Genomic DNA, 18,576 nt, shown 5'->3' on the forward strand with positions numbered 1-18,576 from the left:
TTTATGGTTAGTTGGCGAACTTTTTCCGCCGCGCCCGGACCAGGAAGCCAAGTCCCATGGCCAGAAGCAGGCCGGCGGCCGGAGCGGAAACCACAGTCCTTGTCACGAACAGCTGGTAATTCCCTGTACTCCATTCATCAAAGCCGGTTCCGGTATAATCAAATCCGCTGACGACGGCATAGAAGATGCCAGTATAGTCCATGATGAAGTCGAAAACAAAGGAATCAGGACTTTCAAATTCGTCATCACTATAGGTGATCAGGTTCATGTCCTCATCAAAAATATACAGGATGGAGTCAAAAAAGTCGTCATTGTTCCAGTTCACCAGGGAAATGACCTCGAGGTTGAAAATATCGCCCTCTTCACCTTCGAAGGCGTAGAAGTCCAGCTGTTCAATTTCTGAAATACTGCCTTCGATGGAAATGGCGTCTACCAGCCAGCGTTTGTTGGCATTATCCCCCTCGACAAGTGTATTCGGCACCACTAGTTTTTCCAGTTTCACTTCCTGAGCAGTGTCAAACCAGCTGTGGTCGCCGTCTGTTTCGTCGACAACCTGGCCCTGTTCGTTGAAGGTCAGCTTGATGGCGGAACGTTCGCTGAAGAAACGGTCGGTAACGACAGAATCTGCAAAGCTGAGGCCGGCGCTGTAACCGGATCCCATCAGGTGCAGGGTGGTTTCGTCGGCATTGCGCGGTCCTGTATAGGTCGGCAGGAAGGCATCATCCGGCGGCGTTCCGGTCGTCGGCAGCCCTTCCCCGATCGGCCCCCAGGCTTCATAGTGACGCAGGCCGACGGTATGACCCAGCTCGTGGGCGCCGGTCTGGGCGCTCTGGATTGTCGCGGCGGCGGCAATATTTTCAGGCGTATCGGCCAGGCCGGTCAGTGCGGTAAATATTCCGAGATCACTCAGGATCGCCCAGGCATTGCCGTCAATGTTGGCGTTATCGCCACGGTTCAGGTTCCGGAAATCAATGGATTCTGCGATACCGAAAGTGACAGAGGTAATGGTTCCGCCGTCAGCGACGTTGATTCCTGCCGGCCCGGAGCTCGCACCCTCTCCCGGCATGTTGGCGTTAAAGAACATGGTGCCGTATACGCCGTCCTCGGGAGCTTCGAGAACAAATTGGTAGTTAAACCCGGCATAGTCGGCCTGGAATCTCTGCTGGATATATTCACGCTCGGCCTGGGTATAAATATGTTCATCGAACTCGAGGGTGACGTCAGCGCCCGTTCCATCTGCGTTTTCCTTGAACGTGCGGCTGTAGGTGCCGGTTGTGGCACTGTCAAAGTCCAGATAAACAACCTGCGGCCCCGAAGCGTTGGCGCCGGTCGAGGCAGGCCTGGATACCTGCCCGTCGGCAAAACCGTCGGCAACAACTGAACTGGCGACGGGAGCGCCGGACTGAATGATTGTGTCAAACCTGCCGCCGGACAGCATTTGCTCCTTCTGGGACATGGGCGCATTTTGCCAGTGACTGCAGGTGGTGGAATGCGTATGGGTCACCAGACTGTTCAGGTCATCAACCGACAGCATCGTACCCAGGGTCGTTGCATAGGCCGGCGCGCCCATCGCGACGACCGAGATGGCCCCCAGGAGGGCCACTTTCTTTATTTTTGAAGTTGTATCGTGAAAATCCATGGTCATGGAAAATCCCCTTCCGTAAGAATAAAAATATATATTCCCGCCTCGAAGGCAGGTTTTCATTTGGCTTACATTTGTGGGAAAGACCGGCTTGTGACTTTCCCTCCCCGGCCCTGTCGGGTATTTTTACAGTTAGTGATCGACAGGGCAGCCAATCATGGTTAATGCAAATTTCACGCCAGATATTAATAGACGGGAGAAAATAAGGGGATTCTAAAAAGCGTGAAAAAACAGGTATATACAAACTGTAAAGATTACTTAACACATTGTATTTATTTGACTATTATTATTTTGCATAAAATATACAAATATTATTACGCGGCTTTTTCTACAATTCGAATATTATTCTAATAGGCTGCTTCTTAACCTTAAGATATTCCGCCGAATCTGATAATGAACGAGCATCCAGATGGCCACCCCCAAAGAACCGCCCCACCAGACGCAGAAACTTTCATTCTTCGAAATTTTTCGAATCTTTCTGCTGCTGGGCTGCACGTCCTTTGGCGGACCGGTCGCTCACCTGGGCTATTTCCGCGAAGAATTTATCACCAGGCGTAAATGGCTCAGTGATGAGGATTATGCCGACCTGATCGCCTTCTGTCAGTTTCTGCCGGGACCGGCCTCAAGCCAGGTGGGGATGGCTATCGGTCTGACCAAAGGAGGCTATCGCGGGATGTTTGCCGCCTGGCTGGGGTTCACCCTGCCGTCAGCCCTGCTGATGTTTCTTTTCGCCTTTGGGGTGCTGAGTTTCGGGGAACTGGGCTACAGCGGATGGATTGCCGGACTCAAGGCCGCCACGGTCGCTATTGTCGCCCATGCCCTTGGCGGCATGGTTTCGAGCCTTGCTTCCAGTGCAAAGACCGCGACAATCGCCGTCGCGGCGATGGCATTGGTGTTCCTGGTTTCCGGCGCCTGGGGACAAATACTGGCCATTGTCGCCGGCGGGGTTGCGGGACTTCTCTGGCTGAGACGCGAGGGACCGGCCATAAAACCGGAAACACTGGGGCATTCCGCCCATATGGGCGTGTCGCTGGTCAACCTGATCATATTCGCGGTCCTGCTTGCCGTCCTTCCCCTGGCTGCCCTTTACTCAGCGGATATTGCGTTGCTGGACAGCTTTTACCGCTCGGGGTCGCTGGTGTTTGGCGGCGGTCACGTTGTCCTGCCATTGCTGCAGGCGGAAATGGTGGAAAGCGGACTGGTCGGCACCGACGATTTCCTGGCCGGATACGGCCTGGCCCAGGCTGTACCGGGTCCCCTTTTCACTTTTGCCAGCTATCTCGGCGTTCTGGCCGCCCCGGACAAATCAGCAGTCACCGGATCGATCATTGCCACCGTCGGCATCTTCCTGCCCTCCTTTTTCCTGGTGCTGGGCGGGCTGCCGCTATGGAACCGCTTCCGCGCCCTGGCCGTTGCACAAAATGCCATGATGGGCATCAATGCCGCGGTAGTCGGTCTGGTGGCCGCCGTTCTCTATACGCCGGTGTTCACCGCCACCATTACCGGCGTCATGCCGTTTCTGATCGCTGTCGTCAGTTACCTGCTGCTGCGCTACTGGAAACTGCCGCCCTGGGCGCTGATTATGCTGGCGGGCATTGTCGGGCATTTCCTGTTGTAATCAGCCTTCGAAGTGCTCCTCACTGGCCTCGCCTTTCATAATCGCCACTACTTCGTCCACATCGTCGGTGACGCGGATCAGGTCAAGATCTATGGGGTCGATGGTACCGAAACGGATCATGGTTTTTTCCAGAAAGGGAATAAGATGCCCCCAATATTCACTGCCGAAGGCGACCACGGGGAAATCGGTAATCTTGTCGGTCTGCATCAGGGTCAGGGTTTCAAACATTTCATCCAGGGTGCCGAAGCCGCCGGGCATCAGGACAAAACCCTGGGAGTAGCGCACCAGCATCAGCTTGCGCACGTAGAAATGCTTGAACGTGGTGCTGATATGCAGATAGGGGTTGGGCACCTGCTCATGGGGCAACTGGATATTGCAGCCGGCGGACAGGGCGCCGTTTTCATAGGCGCCGCGGTTTGCCGCCTCCATGACGCCCGGCCCACCGCCGGTCATGATGGAAAAGCCTTCCCTGGCCAGCTTGCCGGCGATCTCGCGGCTTTTCTGGTAGTAGATATGGTCCTCACCGAAGCGGGCTGAGCCGAAGATGGTGACGCAGGGCCCCATTTTTCGCATCAGGTTAAAGCCGCGCCACATTTCCGCGGATACCTTGAACAGGCGGCGTATATCCCTGTACCAGCCTAGTCGTTTACTGAACATCGTGAGTATCCGGGCCTATTTTCTGGTGATATTGAGAATTCTGACCGGCTTTTCCATGATCTGGCCCTTAACCGGCGAGTTCGGGTCCTGCATGGGTACGTTGGTCGGTTGGTTCTGGATCTGCATGACCACTTCCATGCCGTCAGTGACGACTCCAAATGTGGCATAGCCTTGTTTGTCAGGGTTACGGTCGCTGCCGTAATCAAGGGCACTATTGTCCCCGATACAAATAAAAAACTCGGACGTGGCGGTGCCCGGCTCGAGCCGGGCCATGGAGATCACGCCGTTCTGATGGGAAATACCGGTCATTTCCGTGGTTTCATGGGGGACAGGCGGCAGGGGCTTCACCGCAGGATTGCGCCCTCCCTGGATCAGGGTGATGGTTGTATTGGCAGGCCGCTGGTTATCCATGCGTACCGCCCGGTAGAACTGGCCGCCCTGGTAGATGCCGGCATCCATATTCCTGAGGAAGTTCTTGACCGTGATCGGGGCGCGTTCCGGATAAAGCCGCAAGCTTATATTGCCCTGCTCGGTCGTAATGACCACATCGACGGTTTTCTCAGGTGCCGAAACGGCGGGAACAACTGCAGCAAGCAACATCAGACAGGATAAAAGTATGGTGCCAATTGCTTTTAAACGGCCTCTATTCGCCATAATGCTCCCCTTCCAGCGCTGTGGCCGGGAGCTCCCCGTCCTCCCCGGCCTGTTTTTTTGTCTGGCGAATATACCACAGGGTAACCAGAAACAGAAAACCCAGGATTGAATAGTTGATGATATTCATACTGGCCCAGCCGAGGGTGGCGAAGACCATGCCGGAGGTCAGCGACGCCGTTGCCGTCATGCCATAGACAAAGGTATCGTTGATCCCCTGGGTGAAGGCTTTTTCCGTCTCGCTATAGGCTTCCGAGAGGAGGCTGGTGGCGGATGTAAACATGAAGTTCCAGGCCACACCGACCAGGGCAAGAGACAGATAGAAATTGGTCAGTTTCACATCATAGATGGCGATGGCGGCGGCAATGGCATAAAATACCATGCCGGCCAGAATGACAGGAATATTCCCGAACCGGGCAATCAGGGTTCCGGTGAAGAAGGCCGGGATAAACATGAACAGCACATGCACCTGGATGACCGTGGCCGCGTCGGCATTTTCAAAGCCGCAGAAGACCACGGCAATCGGGGATGCTGCCATGATGAAGGACATCATGAAATAGGCCCCGCCGCCGTTGAGCACGGCGCAGATAAACGCCGGGCGCCGGATGATCTCCAGCAAGTTGGCTTTTGGTGCATGATGGCCCTGCCCTTCCTCATGATCTTCCTGTCGGTGATGCCGGTGGGGAATATGCAGCAATCCCATCGGCAGGTGAGCCAGGATGCTCAGCGTCACCACCAGGGCGCAGGGTCCGGCAAAAGTGAAGGGCCCAAAGGCGTCGTTGTAAAATCCGGTAATGGTCGGCGTCACCAAGGCTGCCAGAATGCCTCCGGCCAGCACCAGGGAAATCCCCTGTTTCTGGAAATCCGGGGGGCTGACTTCCATGGCGGCAAAGCGGTAATAAGCGGCAAAAGCCTGGTAGATCCCGTGCAGCAGGGTCGCGAAACAAAACAGGCTGAAGCTCTGGATATACAGTGCATAAATGGCTAGGGAGCCGCTGACGGTGGCGCACAGGGCGCCAAACTGGAAGCCCCGCTTGCGGCCGAAATATTTCATAAAGTAAGACGCCGGGACAGCCATCAGCGATGCGCCGACAATGCCGGTCGCCATCGGCACCGTGGACAGCAGCGGACTTGGCGCCAGCATTTGCCCGACCAGCACCGCATAGGTGATCAGGGTCATGCTGGAGGCCAGGATGAAGGCCTGGCAGATGCACAGCAAGGCGATGTTGCGCTTGTAGTTGTGGGCAAGGTCGATCACAGGGGCACCACCAGTCCGTCATAGCCGGGCTCAATATGCGCCGGCAGCTCCCGCTTCAGGGTGTCATAATCCATGTCCCAGGTCATGTGGGTGAGAATAGCCCGCTTGGGCCGGACCCTGTCAATATAGTCGAGGGTCTGGGCCAGATGACTGTGGGTCGGATGCGGAGCGGGCCTCAGCGCATCAACCACCCACAGATCCAGATCCTGAAGATGGACGAAACTTTCTTCAGGTATTACATTAAAATCGGTACTATAAGCCATTTTATTTAAACGATATCCATAGGATTCTGACTCACCATGGATTTGCCGGAACGGCTGGATATCGATGGCCCCGATCCGGAACGGCTCAAGATTGATTTCATTCATATTGGCAATGGCCGGATAGCCGGTCTGGCTCTGGAAAATATATTCGAAGCGCCGGGTCAGGACCTTCCGGGTTTCCGCATTGGCATAGACGTCCACTTTCTGCTTCATGCACTGGGCAATGCCCCGGAGGTCATCTATGCCGTGAGTATGGTCGGCATGATCATGGGTATAAAGCACACCGTCGAGCCGCATGATGCCATTGTCCAGGCACTGCTCGCGCAGGTCCGGCGTGGTGTCAATCATTACCTGGGTCTCCCCCTCCTCGACCAGGATCGAGGAGCGGCGGCGGCGGTTTTTCGGATTATTCCGGTCGCAGGCCCCCCATATTTCTCCGATCCGGGGTACTCCGCCTGAGGTGCCGCATCCGAGTATGGTGACTTTCATGACAGGAGTTCCTCAGGGGCGCCGGGTTTTGCTGAACAGGGTAAAGAAATTGTCGGTGGTGGTCCGCGCCAGATCGTCATAGTCCCAGTCCAGCAGATGGGACAGGAACTCGGCGGTATATTTCACATAGGACGGCTCGTTGGGCTTGCCTCTTTTCGGCACCGGCGCCAAGTAAGGCGCATCGGTTTCAATCAGCAGCCGGTCACGGGGAATAATCTTGACCGTTTCCTGCAGGTCCGTGGCGCTCTTGAAGGTGACAATGCCGGAAATGGAAATATAGCAGCCCATGTCCAGGCAGGCTTCCGCCAGGGCGCGGCTCGCGGTAAAGCAATGGATCACTGCCGGATAGGCCCCGCGGTCCATTTCCTCTTTCATGATGACGGCGGTATCCTCGTCCGCGTCCCGGGCATGAACCACCAGCGGCAGGCCGGTTTCCCGGCTGGCGGCGATATGGGCCAGGAAATTGGCCTTTTGCAGGTCGCGCGGCGCATGTTCATAAAAATAGTCGAGCCCGCTCTCGCCGATGCCGACCACTTTTTCCGGCTTGGCCAGTTCAATCAGCTGTTCCGCGGTAATGCCGGGTTCCTTTTCGGCCTCATGGGGATGGCTGCCGACAGTGCACCAGACATTGTCATGAGCATTGGCAATGGCCAATACCTCGTCATACTCGCTGAGCCGCGCATTGATGGCGAGCATGGTGCCGACTCCGGCCTCGCGGGCGCGCTGCATGACCCCGTCCATATCCTCGGTCATGCTGCCGTAGTTGAGATGACAATGGCTGTCGACAATCATCAGGCCTCGGCCTCCACATAGCGCGGGAAGACTCCCTCCGGTTTTTCCATGGCGGTGCCGCTGGCCAGGCGTCCGCCCTCACCCAGGTCGCTGAACCTGCGCTTATCAGGCGGGAGTTGAAGCTGATCGAGGAGCTTTTCCGCGGACTGCGGCATAATCGCCTGGGCCAGAATGCCCACCTGCCGGATCACCTCGGCGGTCACATAGAGCACGGTGCCCATGCGTGCCGGATCGGTCTTTTTCAGGGCCCAGGGCTCCTGTGCCGTGAAATAGCTGTTGGCGTCGCCGACCACTTTCCAGATCACCTCCAGCGCCTGGTTGAAGGCCTGCTGGTCCATCTTTTCCCGCACATTACCCAAAAGCCCGTCGGCAGCGGCCAGGATCTCCCGGTCGGCGTCGGTCAGGTCACCGGGGGTCGGCATCTGGCCGTCACAGTTTTTGAAAATCATGCTGAGCGAACGCTGGGCCAGGTTGCCCAGGTCATTGGCAAGATCGCTGTTGATGCGGTTGATCATAGCCTGGCGGGAAAAATCCCCGTCATTGCCGAACGGCACTTCGCGCATCAGGAAATAACGCATCTGGTCGAGACCGAATTCCTCAACGATCTCGAACGGGTCGATCACATTGCCGAGCGACTTGGAAATCTTCTGGCCTTCGTTGGTCCACCAGCCGTGGGCGAAGACTCGCTTCGGCAGCTCGACGCCGGCCGCCATCAGGAAGGCGGGCCAGTAGACCGCATGGAAGCGCAGGATATCCTTGCCGACCATATGGATGTCGGCGGGCCAGTATTTGGCCAGTTTTTCCGGGTCCGCATCGGGATAACCGACGGCGGTCAGATAGTTGGTCAGGGCGTCGATCCAGACATACATGATATGCTTGTCGTTGCCCGGCACCGGGATGCCCCAGGAAAAGCTGGTGCGGGAAACGGACAGATCGCGCAGGCCGCCTTCGACGAAGCTTTTCACTTCATTCTTGCGGCTTTTCGGCAGCACCGTTTCCGGGATCCGTTCATACCAGTCCAGAAGTTTGTCGCCCCAGGCGCTCAAGCGGAAGAAATAGCTTTCTTCCTCGACCCATTCCACCGGGGCGCCGGTGGGGGCAAGCTTTTCGCCGCCGGGACCCTCGGTCAGTTCGCCTTCCGTGAAATAGGCCTCGTCGCGGACACTGTACCAGCCGGCATACTTATCGAGGTAGATGTTGCCGCTTTCCTCCAGCTTTTGCCACAGGTGCTGACAGGCCTTTTTATGCCGCTCCTCGGTGGTGCGGATGAAATCGTCATTGGAGAAATTCATGGTTTCGGCCAGGACGCGAAAGCGCTGGGAAACCTCGTCACAGAACTCGATCGGGGTTTTGCCCGCCGCCAGAGCGGATTTTTCCACTTTCTGGCCGTGTTCGTCGGTACCGGTCAGGAACATCACGTCATAGCCGTCGAGACGTTTGAAGCGGGCCAGGAAATCACAAGCGAGCGTCGTATAGGCGTGGCCGATATGCGGCTTGTCATTCACATAGTAAATTGGTGTAGTAATGTAAAAGGCGGACGCCATTTCCCTGTCTCTCCGGTCTAACTCTTTGTCTTCAGGCCCGAAGCGACTGACTGATCATGGAAAAGATGTTCAGCACAACCTGCTTGCGGTCAAGATTTACCGCGTCGGTGCGGGCCAGTATATGCGACCCCTTTTCCCATAGCTCGACCCATTGATCAAGCGGTAATCTCTGCCCGAGTGACCGCATCATCTCCAGTTCACCGCTGAGGATTTCCGGAACGTCAGAAGCCGGATCGGCGTTGACCCGTACCAGACGATTGAAAAAGCGGGTCAGGAGATCGGAAAACAGGCCGAAGCGATCCTTATTCTTGGCCCCGGCCAGGTCATCCGCCAGGGCATGCAGCGCCGGCACGTTGAGGGCCGGCAACTGGGACATCAGGCTGAGGATCTGGCCGTAAAGCTCAAGCCCCTTTTGTTCGGCCAGGGTGATGGCGTAACCGGGGCTGCCTTCACTGAGCAAGGCGCAGCCCTGCAGCTCTTCCGGCGACAATGACGGGAACTGCGTCCCGACCACCTGGTGGACTTCTTCGAACTCCAGCGGCTTGAGCCGCAGCTGGCGGCAACGGGACCTGATGGTCGGCAGCAGGCGTCCCGGGGCATGGGCCAGGACAAACAGCACTGAATTGGACGGCGGCTCCTCAAGGATTTTCAGCAGCGCATTAGCGGCATTCCGGTTCAGCTCATCAGCACTGTCAACAATCGCTATCCGCCATCCGCCTTCGCCGGATGTGGTGCTGTAAAAACCCTGCAGCCTGCGCACGTCGTTGATCAGGATTTCGTTTCTTTTCTTGCCGGTTTTCTCATCCACCGACCGTTCGATGGTGATCAGGTCGGGATGGCTGCCGGCAGTGATACGATGATTGACGGGACTTTCCGGATCGGTGGAAAGGCTTTCGGCCTTCACCGGTTCCAATACGTCTCCGAACAGGCCCGGCCCGTCGTCGGACGCGGGCGGATTGTGCAGCAGAAAACGGGCCATGGCAAAGGCCAGCGACGCTTTACCAACCCCGCGCGGGCCGGTAATCAGCCAGGCGTGATGCAGTTTGTCCGCATTAAAGGCATCAAGGAACAGTTGCTGGGCCTGCTGGTGGCCAACAACCTTCTTGCATTGCCGGGATGGAGGGACGTCTTCGATATCCACGCTTGGGCTTACTCCCCGAGAAGTCTTTGTGTGACTGTTTTCGCGATCCGGGCGGCAACTGAATCAATACCGCCTTCTGCTTCAATCACCACAATACGGTCCGGATTTTTTTTGGCAATATCCAGAAAGGATTTTCTCAGAGTCTGGTGGAATTCCTCCCCCATTCTCTCGTAGCGGTCTTCCCGGGTGGACCGGTCCTCCAGGTCTTCCCGGTGACGGGCCCGGTTGAGGCCGAGTTTCACGCCGCCGTCCAGCAACAAGGTCAGGTCCGGCCAGAAATCCCCGGTGACAAGCTTATGGAGCTCCAGAATTTTTTCGATATCCTGCCCCTGGCCATAGCCCTGGTAGGCCAGTGTACTGTCCGCATAACGGTCGCAGATGACCCAGGCTCCCCTCTTCAGGGCCGGCAGGATGGTGGCCTGTAAATGTTCGGCCCGGGCGGCATAATGCAGCAGGGTCTCGGTCATGGGTTGCCATTTGTCGGTGCCGCCGGTCACCAGCAGGTGGCGGATATCCTCGGCGCCGGGGGAGCCGCCGGGTTCCCGGGTCAGCACCACATCGATGTCCCGGCCTTCGAGGAATTTGCGAAGTTCTATGGCCTGTGTAGATTTACCGACGCCTTCGCCACCTTCAAAGGTGATGAACCGGCCGCGGTAGTCACTATTCATTGCCACGTCCTGAAGAACCGACCAGCATATAGTTGAAGGCGGCCTTGAGGCGGCTGAAGCCGCCAAGTTCGCCAACACTCTCCCCGGCCACCAGCGGATAGGTAACGGTCTTCATATCGCTGGAACTGATTTCCAGGGTGGCGATCGGCTGCCCCTTGACGATCGGCGCAGGAATGGGGCCGTCGTAGATGACCTTGACTTTCATTTTGCGGCGGGCTTCCTTGCTCAGGGAAAGGGTGACATCGCTTTCGATCACCAGCGGCACCTGGTCCGCTTCGCCGAGCCAGACATTGGCATTATCCAGAACCTGCCCGGATTTGAGCAGCGGATAGATGTCAAAATTACGGAATCCAAAGGTCAGCAGCCGTTCGGATTCCCGGGCCCGGACCCGCTCCGTGCTCATGCCGTTCAGCACCAGGATCAGGCGCCGGCCGTCCCTGACAGCGGACGCGGTCAGGCCATAGCCCCCGGCTTCCGTATGACCGGTTTTCAGGCCGTCCGCTCCCTCCATATTGTAGAGGATCGGATTACGGTTATTCTGGGGAATACCGGCATAGGTGAAGCTTTTTTCCGCAAAATAGGGGTAATATTCCGGGAAGTTCTTGATCATGGCCTGGGCCAGGGTCGCCAGGTCCCGGGCAGTCATATAATGCTCGTCGTCGGGCCAGCCGTTTACATTGGTAAAGTGGCTGTTGGTCATGCCAAGTTCCTTGGCCTTTTCATTCATCCAGTCGACAAAAATATCAACTGAGCCGGCAATCCCCTCCGCAAGCACGACACAGGCATCATTGCCGCTCTGGACGATAATCCCCTGGAGCAGATCCTCTACCGTCACCTTGTCTCCGGCATTGAGGAACATGGTGGAGCCCTGGAGGCGCCATTTACGATAGGTTGGCTCACTCACCTCGAACCGGTCATTCAGGTTGATGACGCCGTCTTTCAGCTTTTCAAACGCCAGGTAAACGGTCATCAGCTTGCTCATGGAAGACGGCGGCATGCGTGTATCGGCTTCTTTTTCGAACAGGACCGCCCCGGTGGAGCCCTCGATCAAAATCGCTTCTTCCGCAACTGTCCTGATCGACTGAGCAGATGCCGCCGGGGCCCCGATGAGCGTCAATGCCAGACACAGCCCCAGGAGCCTTAGAGTGGATGCCAGAGTTCTTCCAAATTTATAAATCATTCCTCGTCCCGTATTCCGGTTATTTTTCAGTCTAAAACAATTCTTGCCGTATTATGTCCCCAGGCCAGCGCCCTGCCAAGGGTTTCGTCGGCCCGGGCTTTGGAGGGCAACGGCCCGATCCGCACCCGATAGAGTTTTTGTCCGTTGATGTCGACAAGCTCCAGTAAAGTCTGGCCCACGTGACGGATATCGTCGGCCACCATTTTGGCCCGCAATTTATCGGAAAAGGCGCCGATCTGCACATAGATATTTTCACTGGCCGTTGCCGGGCTGTCCGGTTCGGCCTCAAGCGGCTGGACAACCACTTCGTCCTTCTTCGCAGGCTCCGGGGTAAAAACAGGTGCCGGTCGTGCGCTGGCTACCACAATCGGGGCTTTTTTCTGCTCTACTGGACTGGTTGCCGGTGCCGGGGTGTTGCGGGCGAAAACAGTCGCCGGCCGCGCATTCGGTCCGGGGACCGCTTCAACCCGTACCCGGGTGACGCCCTGTTTCTCGAACCCGAGCAACTGGGCGGAACGGCGCGAGACGTCAATCAGACGATCGCCGACAAAGGGCCCCCGGTCATTGACTTTGAGAATCAGGTTGCGGCCATTTTCCAGGTTGGTCACCCGGACATAGCTCGGCATCGGCAATGTTGTATGCGCCGCCGTCAGGGCGTTCATATTGAAGGTTTCGCCATTGGCAGTCTTGCGGCCGTGGAATTTCGGCCCATACCATGACGCCATGCCTTCAGCCACATAATGGGGATCCGCTTTGGGGACATAAACCTTGCCTGCTACCTTGTAGGGATTGCCGACTTTATACTCCCCCTTGGTCTGGCTGACCGGACCGCCGCCCGGCACGGAAGAACAGGCCGCCAGGGCAGCAACCAGCGCCAGCAAGGAACAATACCGCAGCATCCTCATTTCAGTTCATCCGATAACAGGCTCACGCCCAGGGCGTAAAAGTTGGAACAATTATACCGCAGTATAGAGCGAAAATTCTCATATGTCAGGTAGGCAGGGCCATCCCTGCCCGCCGGCATCACCAGCGACGCCTTGAACGGCCGCTCACCCACATCCGGCAGTTCACCGCCGAATTTGGTCTTCACGCCAAGGGCTTTCCATTCCTCGAGGCTGAGCTGCTTGCTGTGGTCCTTAAGCGCCCGGCGGCAGCTTTTGATCTTGCCGGTCTGTTTGACTTTTTCCCACAGGCCGTCAATGTCTTCGGGCAGCTTGACTTCCCGGCCCCAGGTCTGGCTCTCGTCCCAGCCGTGTTTTTTCAGATAATTGGCGATCGAGGCAAACACATCCGCTTCGTTGAGCCAGATATCCTTGTGGCCGTCCCCGTCAAAATCATAGGCATAGGCGAAAAAGCTGGACGGCATGAACTGCCCCTGCCCCATGGCGCCGGCCCAGCTGCCTTTCATGTCCTGCGGAGAGATGTGCCCCTGGTCGAGGATGGTCAACGCCCGGAGCAGTTCCTTGCGGAAAAACTCTGGCCGCCGCATATCATACGCCAGCGTGGTCAGCGCCGCGATCACGCTGTAGCCGCCGGTATAGCCGCCGTAGTTGGTCTCCATACCCCAGATGGCGGCGATAAAGCGATCCTGCACCCCCATGCGGTCCGCCACCGGCGAGAGCACTTCAGAATATTCCTGGATTTTCTTCCGCCCCATGGCGATGCGGGTTTCGCTGACCCGGCGGCTGATATATTGATCATAGGTCTGGGTGAATTCCGGCTGGCGGCGATCAAGTTCAATGATTTTCGGAATTGGCGCCACGCCGGCAAAGGCGGCATCCAGGGTGTCGGCACTGATCCCCTTGGCTATGGCTTCGCTTTTCAGATCCTGAAGCCAAGCCTGGAACGGCTGCGGGTTGTCAGGGATGACTTTTTCTTCAGCCTGGAGGGAAGAGAGGGAGATAATAAAGGTTAGGAAAAAGCCGAAAATTATTCCTGTTTTCTTCACGCTGCACGGACCTCTGTAGCTGATTCATTTGCAATTACCGGTGCTTAAGCCCGATCATGGTTAATAATCGTGACCAGATCAAGGCATAAAAGACCATTTACAGTATATTTTCAACCTATTAATAGGAGATTACCCGCCAGCAATCGAAACCATGAAAAATGGGATAGGAATGTTTGGATTGATTTCGGTCTTGACCTGATGAAATCAATGGGATACATCCTTCCCACTGCATTTCAATTCAGGCCCGCATTTTTACGGAGAGGTGGCAGAGCGGTTGAATGCACCGGTCTTGAAAACCGGCAAGGGTGCAAGCCCTTCGTGGGTTCGAATCCCACCCTCTCCGCCACTTGATTTTAAGTTATTGTAAAATCATAAGTTTCTGAAAAATATAACCTTTTTCTTCCCAACTGCTACACCAACGTGCTACACCGCAGGGATGAAAGAGGACATGGCAAAATACCCAGGATTAAGCAAACGAGGCTCCCGTTATCAGATCAGACGGAAGGTCCCGGTTGACCTCATTGATGTCTACGCTCCGAAAAAAGAGATCACCTACAGCCTCAAGACATCCGACTGGACTGAAGCCCTCAAGCGCCTGAATGTCGAGAACGTTAAAATCGATGCCGAGTTCGATAAAAAGCGTATGGAGCTCGAAGCCGCAAACAAGCCAGCACGTTCTGAGCTAACAGAAACTGAAATCAGAACTATCGGTAGGCTATACTTTGCCTGGCTGCTTTCAGAAGACGATGAACAACGCTTGAAAGGGATCACAGACGAGTATCTGACTGGCATTGAGGTCATGGAGGATACGGCCAAGCAGGCCTATGCTCTTGGTGGCAAGAATGCACTTTTTGATGATCTGGTAGATGAGGTCCTGGCGTGGGAGGGGGTAAATGTCCGCCTCGAAGCGGATTCGCCTTCCCGTTTAATGTTATCGAGGGAACTTCAGGCCCAGACGATCAGTGCGGTTAAAAAGATCGACCTTCGCGACAGTGGCCAGGTTGTTGAGACGCCGAAACCTACGGCACTTGCTCGTGCTCTTGAGGAGCCAGTCCCAGCAGCCAAAAAAGTAACTATCAAAGACCTCTTCCACAAATGGAAGGCAGCGGCAAAACCTCAAGACAAAACTGCCTACGAGTTCGAAAAGTCAATCGACCGCTTCGTGCGTTACAACGGAGACCTGGACTACAAACGAATTACAAAATCACACATCAGAGACTACAAGGATATGCTTTTACAGTATCCATCCATACTGACAAAGCAGCAGCGGGAAATGGACATCTCAGAGCTGATAGAGTCCCTGGATGGCAAGGAAGATATAAAACGCCTGTCCCCGAGCACGGTCAATGAAAAGCATCTGGCTGCATTGAATACCATTCTGAATTGGGCGGTAAGTGATGGCTATCTCGATGCAAACCCGGCTCTGGGAATCAAAGCGATACCGTCCAAGGAAGACACCGGCAGGTTGCCCTACGACATCGATGATCTGCAACTGATTTTCAGTCTGCCTGCGATCACAGGAGAGAAGACGCCAAGAGCAGCAGGTGGAGCGGCAGCAAAGTGGTTACCCCTCCTCTGCCTGTACACGGGTGCCAGGGAAGAAGAAATAGCTCAGGCCTTGTTAAACGATGTTAAAGAAGAAGACGGCATAACCTACATTGATCTTGTGGCAGACGAAACAACGGACAAACGCCTCAAAACGAAAAGCAGCCGGAGGCGGCTCCCTGTGCCCAAGACGTTACTCGACCTTGGCTTCATGAAATATGTTCATAACCTACGTGAAGACAAAGAGACCCGGCTATTCCCCGAGCTGACTAAAGACCAATTTGGGAACTTCTCGGGAAGCTGGTCGAAATGGTACAGTCGATATGTACGGAGCAAAGGGCTTAATGATAGGCGGAAGGTGTTCCATTCCTTCCGGCACACGTTCAAGGACGCTTGTCGACAGGCTGGTATAGACGAAGCAGTTCACGATGCCTTGACAGGTCACGCGGGAGCCACTGTAGGAAGGCGCTACGGGTCGGGCAGCATGGCCTACTCCGTCAAACAGCTCAAGGAGGCCATAGACAAGGTTTCGTATCCCGGCCTGGACTTGTCACATTTGAAGAACACATAGCCCAAAAGGTGCACAGAACACCATTAGACAGTTCACTGTCGGACTAAAAGTCTACCTCTTCAACTTCTTGAAGTGTCTCCAGTGTTGTCTCTTTCAGGTCGGGGTCGCTTTCGAGCTTACGGCCAAGCTCCCCAACAAGAATGTCTGTGGGAAGGTGTGCTGATTCAAAATCTCCCTTCAATTCCTCGAGCATACTCTTGTACAGATCAAGAGAGTAAAGCTCCAGCGCCCGCAAGGTAACATCTGGATGCCGAGCCAATCGCTTACCAAAGAGTTTCCCGAGGCGTTGGGCAAGCTTTTGGGCCTGCTGTTCTCTCCAGTCATCGGAAGACTCGATGATCTCTTCCCCGTTAGCTTTCCAGCGAGCTCTCTCCCACGTCAAAGATGCCGGGTCTTCTCCTTGCTCCCTCAAGGTCTTTACGACACTTCGCATTTGCTTCGCGTGCCTATCCCCTATCTTGGTTGCGTCTACGATCTGCTTCACAGTTTTGGTCGACTGTCGTGGAGCATCAGGGTTATATGTCGCTACTGTCAATGCCCAGGCACGCTGCGATTTTTCCTTTGAAGACATTTGAAGGTGGTCGCAAGTATTGAGATTTGTTGCTTCAAAAGTCGCATCCAGGACAGTGCCTTTGAAGACTGACACCCCAACAGGTCTACTAATGCCGTTTCTTTTGTATGCTTCGTAGCGGTGGTGACCATCAACCAGGAACCATGCTCCGTTAATCGACATCACAAAAAGCTTTCCCAAGTCCGTCTCAGTGCCGACACTTCGTTGTGCTCGGGCGAGTTCTTTTACATGCTGATAGTCGGCACCTGACTCTTCATGCCGGAGACGAGGCTGGAATACAGACGGCGCGAGTTTGATTTCGGAAAGCTCAACTCGTTCCGGGTCTTCTCTATTCGTATCAGCATCCGTCTGGAAGCCCTGGAGGTACTTAATACCGTCCTCGAGATCCAGTCTGGCCAAATGTTTTAGATCGAGTTCAACAGACGTCATGACAACTCCCCCTTACGCAAAAAATACAGATACAAAGACACACGAGCCACGGAGATAACTAGAGCATCACACATCGATGTCAAGGATGAAAAAGGCTTTACGGCAATAGCTTAACGATAAAATAGTTATAACATAACATTTCTTCTAAGGTGCAACCTTCCGACGGTTAGCATCCCCAGTAAAGTGTACCGAAAACCCTCTTGGAAAACCGCAAGTTCACCCCTGGGTTTCTGCGGGTCTCGGAAGGTCAATAAAGTGTACCGTTTATATTTGACTTCTGTACGCCAAAGAATCAGAATCTAAGCATTCAATGATTGGTTGGTGAGACTGACAAGCCTCGCCTCAAAGCGCATGTTGGGGGAATAGGATGCAGCTGGAATTCGAAAATCAGGAACAAGTATTTTCCTGGAGGGTTGCACGACGAAATGCCCGGTTCGGGGCTATAGTCAGCGCAATAGTAATAACCCTTTTCTTGTTGGTCGAAGCGTTCTTTAATTTCCTTGGTGGCAGTGTTGAATGGTGGATGGCTTCTCTTCCTCTTTCCCTTGCAGCATTGTCCTATGGTGCAGTGCTTATCGAACAGCCTTGCTCATGGTGGTGGAAATACAGGTGGTCCACAGACCGCAGGCGTAAGTGGTTTACCTTCATAATGATTCTGCTTGTTGTCTATGCGCCGCTATTGTCCCCTTCCCTGAGAGATCACTTGTTTGAGCCATACTATGAAAAGCCGTTCATACTGACAGTAGTGTTTCTTTCGTACAGCTGGATAGTTGGTTTCCTGGCAATGCCCATAGGAGCATTCCTATCGTGGTTTCTTTTATCTCTGCTCGCCATGATGAAAAAACACGTGCGCCTCGCCCACCGCATTCACTCTTATTTCTGGAGAGACAAACCATGACTAAACGCGTCGCTTTGTACCTCAGGGTATCCACCGCAGAACAGACCACAGAGAACCAGCGGCTGGAACTTGAAGCCATCTGTAAGCGCCAGGGCTGGGTGATCGTGGAAGTCTATGAAGACGCCGGGATCAGTGGAGCGAAAGGTCGGGACAAACGCCCCGCCTACGACGCCATGCTAAAGGATGCCAGCCGCCGCAAGTTCGACATGATCATGGCCTGGAGCATTGACCGCCTTGGGCGCTCCCTACAGCAGCTTGTGGTCTTCCTAGAGGAGCTCAAGAGCCTCGACATTGATCTCTACCTGGACCGCCAAGGAATCGACACCAGGACGCCGACAGGCAAGGCCATGTTCCAGATGTGTGGCGTTTTTGCCGAGTTCGAACGGTCCATGATCCAGGAGCGTGTGAAGGCCGGGCTGGATAGAGCCAAGGCCAACGGGACAACACTGGGTCGCCCAAGGATCAACCAGGAAAAGGAAGCCAGGATCATCCAGCTCAGGGAACAGGGAGCCAGCTTCAGGAAGATCGCTGGCGAGATCGGCTGTGGTATCAGTGCCGTCCAGAGGGTACTCCAGAAGGCTTCATAAGTCCTCCCAGGTTATCAAAGCCTTGTGTCGATACAACCCGCCCCCACGGGGGGAACTTCGTTTCCCGCAACTGTTGATAGGGGTCACAGATTTTTTGCTATTTTTTATAAACGGGATATAATCG

General features: G+C 55.1%; 17 protein-coding genes and 1 tRNA gene. 5 read left to right on the plus strand and 13 right to left on the minus strand.

All coding sequences use genetic code 11. The features are described from left to right. Window positions 1-7 precede the first annotated feature (7 nt). Complete coding sequence (locus tag FIV46_RS02755) at window positions 8-1,645, minus strand: hypothetical protein (RefSeq protein WP_139938267.1); 1,638 nt, start codon at window positions 1,643-1,645, stop codon at window positions 8-10. 406 nt (window positions 1,646-2,051) lie between these two features. On the opposite strand from FIV46_RS02755, the gene chrA reads away from it, so the two are divergent. Then, window positions 2,052-3,260 carry a chromate efflux transporter gene (chrA, locus tag FIV46_RS02760; protein ID WP_139938268.1) on the plus strand — a complete coding sequence of 403 codons (1,209 nt, stop codon included), beginning with the start codon at window positions 2,052-2,054 and terminating at the stop codon, window positions 3,258-3,260. On the opposite strand, the gene FIV46_RS02765 is transcribed toward chrA, so the two are convergent. The 11 genes from FIV46_RS02765 to FIV46_RS02815 form a co-directional block, all read right to left on the minus strand. Continuing rightward, window positions 3,261-3,917: an LOG family protein gene (locus FIV46_RS02765; RefSeq protein WP_139938269.1), complete on the minus strand. Its 657-nt coding sequence runs from the start codon at window positions 3,915-3,917 to the stop codon at window positions 3,261-3,263. It abuts the gene before it with no gap. 15 nt (window positions 3,918-3,932) lie between these two features. After that, window positions 3,933-4,571: a peptidylprolyl isomerase gene (locus tag FIV46_RS02770; protein WP_139938270.1), complete on the minus strand. Its 639-nt coding sequence runs from the start codon at window positions 4,569-4,571 to the stop codon at window positions 3,933-3,935. Then, window positions 4,561-5,826, minus strand: coding sequence for an MFS transporter (locus FIV46_RS02775; RefSeq protein ID WP_139938271.1), 1,266 nt, complete (start codon window positions 5,824-5,826; stop codon window positions 4,561-4,563). The genes FIV46_RS02770 and FIV46_RS02775 overlap by 11 nt, the downstream gene beginning before the upstream one ends. Beyond that, window positions 5,823-6,578: an MBL fold metallo-hydrolase gene (locus tag FIV46_RS02780; RefSeq protein WP_139938272.1), complete on the minus strand. Its 756-nt coding sequence runs from the start codon at window positions 6,576-6,578 to the stop codon at window positions 5,823-5,825. Before FIV46_RS02780 ends, FIV46_RS02775 begins: the two co-directional genes overlap by 4 nt. A 12-nt stretch (window positions 6,579-6,590) precedes the next feature. Continuing rightward, window positions 6,591-7,370, minus strand: coding sequence for a TatD family hydrolase (locus tag FIV46_RS02785; RefSeq protein ID WP_139938273.1), 780 nt, complete (start codon window positions 7,368-7,370; stop codon window positions 6,591-6,593). Beyond that, the gene (metG, locus tag FIV46_RS02790; RefSeq protein ID WP_139938274.1) at window positions 7,370-8,914 is read right to left on the minus strand and encodes a methionine--tRNA ligase; all 1,545 of its coding nucleotides are present in this window, start codon (window positions 8,912-8,914) and stop codon (window positions 7,370-7,372) included. Before metG ends, FIV46_RS02785 begins: the two co-directional genes overlap by 1 nt. Window positions 8,915-8,945: 31 nt before the next feature. Further along, window positions 8,946-10,055: a DNA polymerase III subunit delta' gene (locus tag FIV46_RS02795; protein WP_139938275.1), complete on the minus strand. Its 1,110-nt coding sequence runs from the start codon at window positions 10,053-10,055 to the stop codon at window positions 8,946-8,948. An 8-nt stretch (window positions 10,056-10,063) separates the two neighbouring features. After that, window positions 10,064-10,723: a dTMP kinase gene (tmk, locus tag FIV46_RS02800; protein ID WP_139938276.1), complete on the minus strand. Its 660-nt coding sequence runs from the start codon at window positions 10,721-10,723 to the stop codon at window positions 10,064-10,066. Continuing rightward, window positions 10,716-11,840: a D-alanyl-D-alanine carboxypeptidase family protein gene (locus FIV46_RS02805; protein WP_219845833.1), complete on the minus strand. Its 1,125-nt coding sequence runs from the start codon at window positions 11,838-11,840 to the stop codon at window positions 10,716-10,718. Before FIV46_RS02805 ends, tmk begins: the two co-directional genes overlap by 8 nt. An 89-nt stretch (window positions 11,841-11,929) precedes the next feature. Further along, complete coding sequence (locus tag FIV46_RS02810; RefSeq protein WP_139938278.1) at window positions 11,930-12,808, minus strand: septal ring lytic transglycosylase RlpA family protein; 879 nt, start codon at window positions 12,806-12,808, stop codon at window positions 11,930-11,932. Beyond that, window positions 12,805-13,851: a lytic murein transglycosylase gene (locus FIV46_RS02815; protein ID WP_181163030.1), complete on the minus strand. Its 1,047-nt coding sequence runs from the start codon at window positions 13,849-13,851 to the stop codon at window positions 12,805-12,807. The genes FIV46_RS02810 and FIV46_RS02815 overlap by 4 nt, the downstream gene beginning before the upstream one ends. Before the next feature lie 256 nt (window positions 13,852-14,107). Here FIV46_RS02815 and FIV46_RS02820 point away from each other — a divergent pair. Together FIV46_RS02820 and FIV46_RS02825 are read left to right on the plus strand one after the other, a co-directional pair. Next, window positions 14,108-14,197, plus strand: a tRNA-Ser gene (locus FIV46_RS02820). Window positions 14,198-14,299: 102 nt separating this feature from the next. Then, complete coding sequence (locus FIV46_RS02825) at window positions 14,300-15,967, plus strand: site-specific integrase (protein ID WP_181163031.1); 1,668 nt, start codon at window positions 14,300-14,302, stop codon at window positions 15,965-15,967. 43 nt (window positions 15,968-16,010) lie between these two features. Here FIV46_RS02825 and FIV46_RS02830 read toward each other — a convergent pair whose 3' ends face one another. Further along, the gene (locus FIV46_RS02830) at window positions 16,011-16,967 is read right to left on the minus strand and encodes a ParB/RepB/Spo0J family partition protein (protein ID WP_139938281.1); all 957 of its coding nucleotides are present in this window, start codon (window positions 16,965-16,967) and stop codon (window positions 16,011-16,013) included. A 367-nt stretch (window positions 16,968-17,334) separates the two neighbouring features. Between FIV46_RS02830 and FIV46_RS02835 the strand changes: the two genes are divergently transcribed. Both FIV46_RS02835 and FIV46_RS02840 read left to right on the plus strand, forming a co-directional pair. Next, complete coding sequence (locus FIV46_RS02835; protein ID WP_139938282.1) at window positions 17,335-17,865, plus strand: hypothetical protein; 531 nt, start codon at window positions 17,335-17,337, stop codon at window positions 17,863-17,865. Then, complete coding sequence (locus tag FIV46_RS02840) at window positions 17,862-18,452, plus strand: recombinase family protein (protein ID WP_139938283.1); 591 nt, start codon at window positions 17,862-17,864, stop codon at window positions 18,450-18,452. The genes FIV46_RS02835 and FIV46_RS02840 overlap by 4 nt, the downstream gene beginning before the upstream one ends. Window positions 18,453-18,576 lie beyond the last annotated feature (124 nt).

Source organism: Emcibacter nanhaiensis (assembly GCF_006385175.1).
Lineage (GTDB): Bacteria > Pseudomonadota > Alphaproteobacteria > Sphingomonadales > Emcibacteraceae > Emcibacter > Emcibacter nanhaiensis.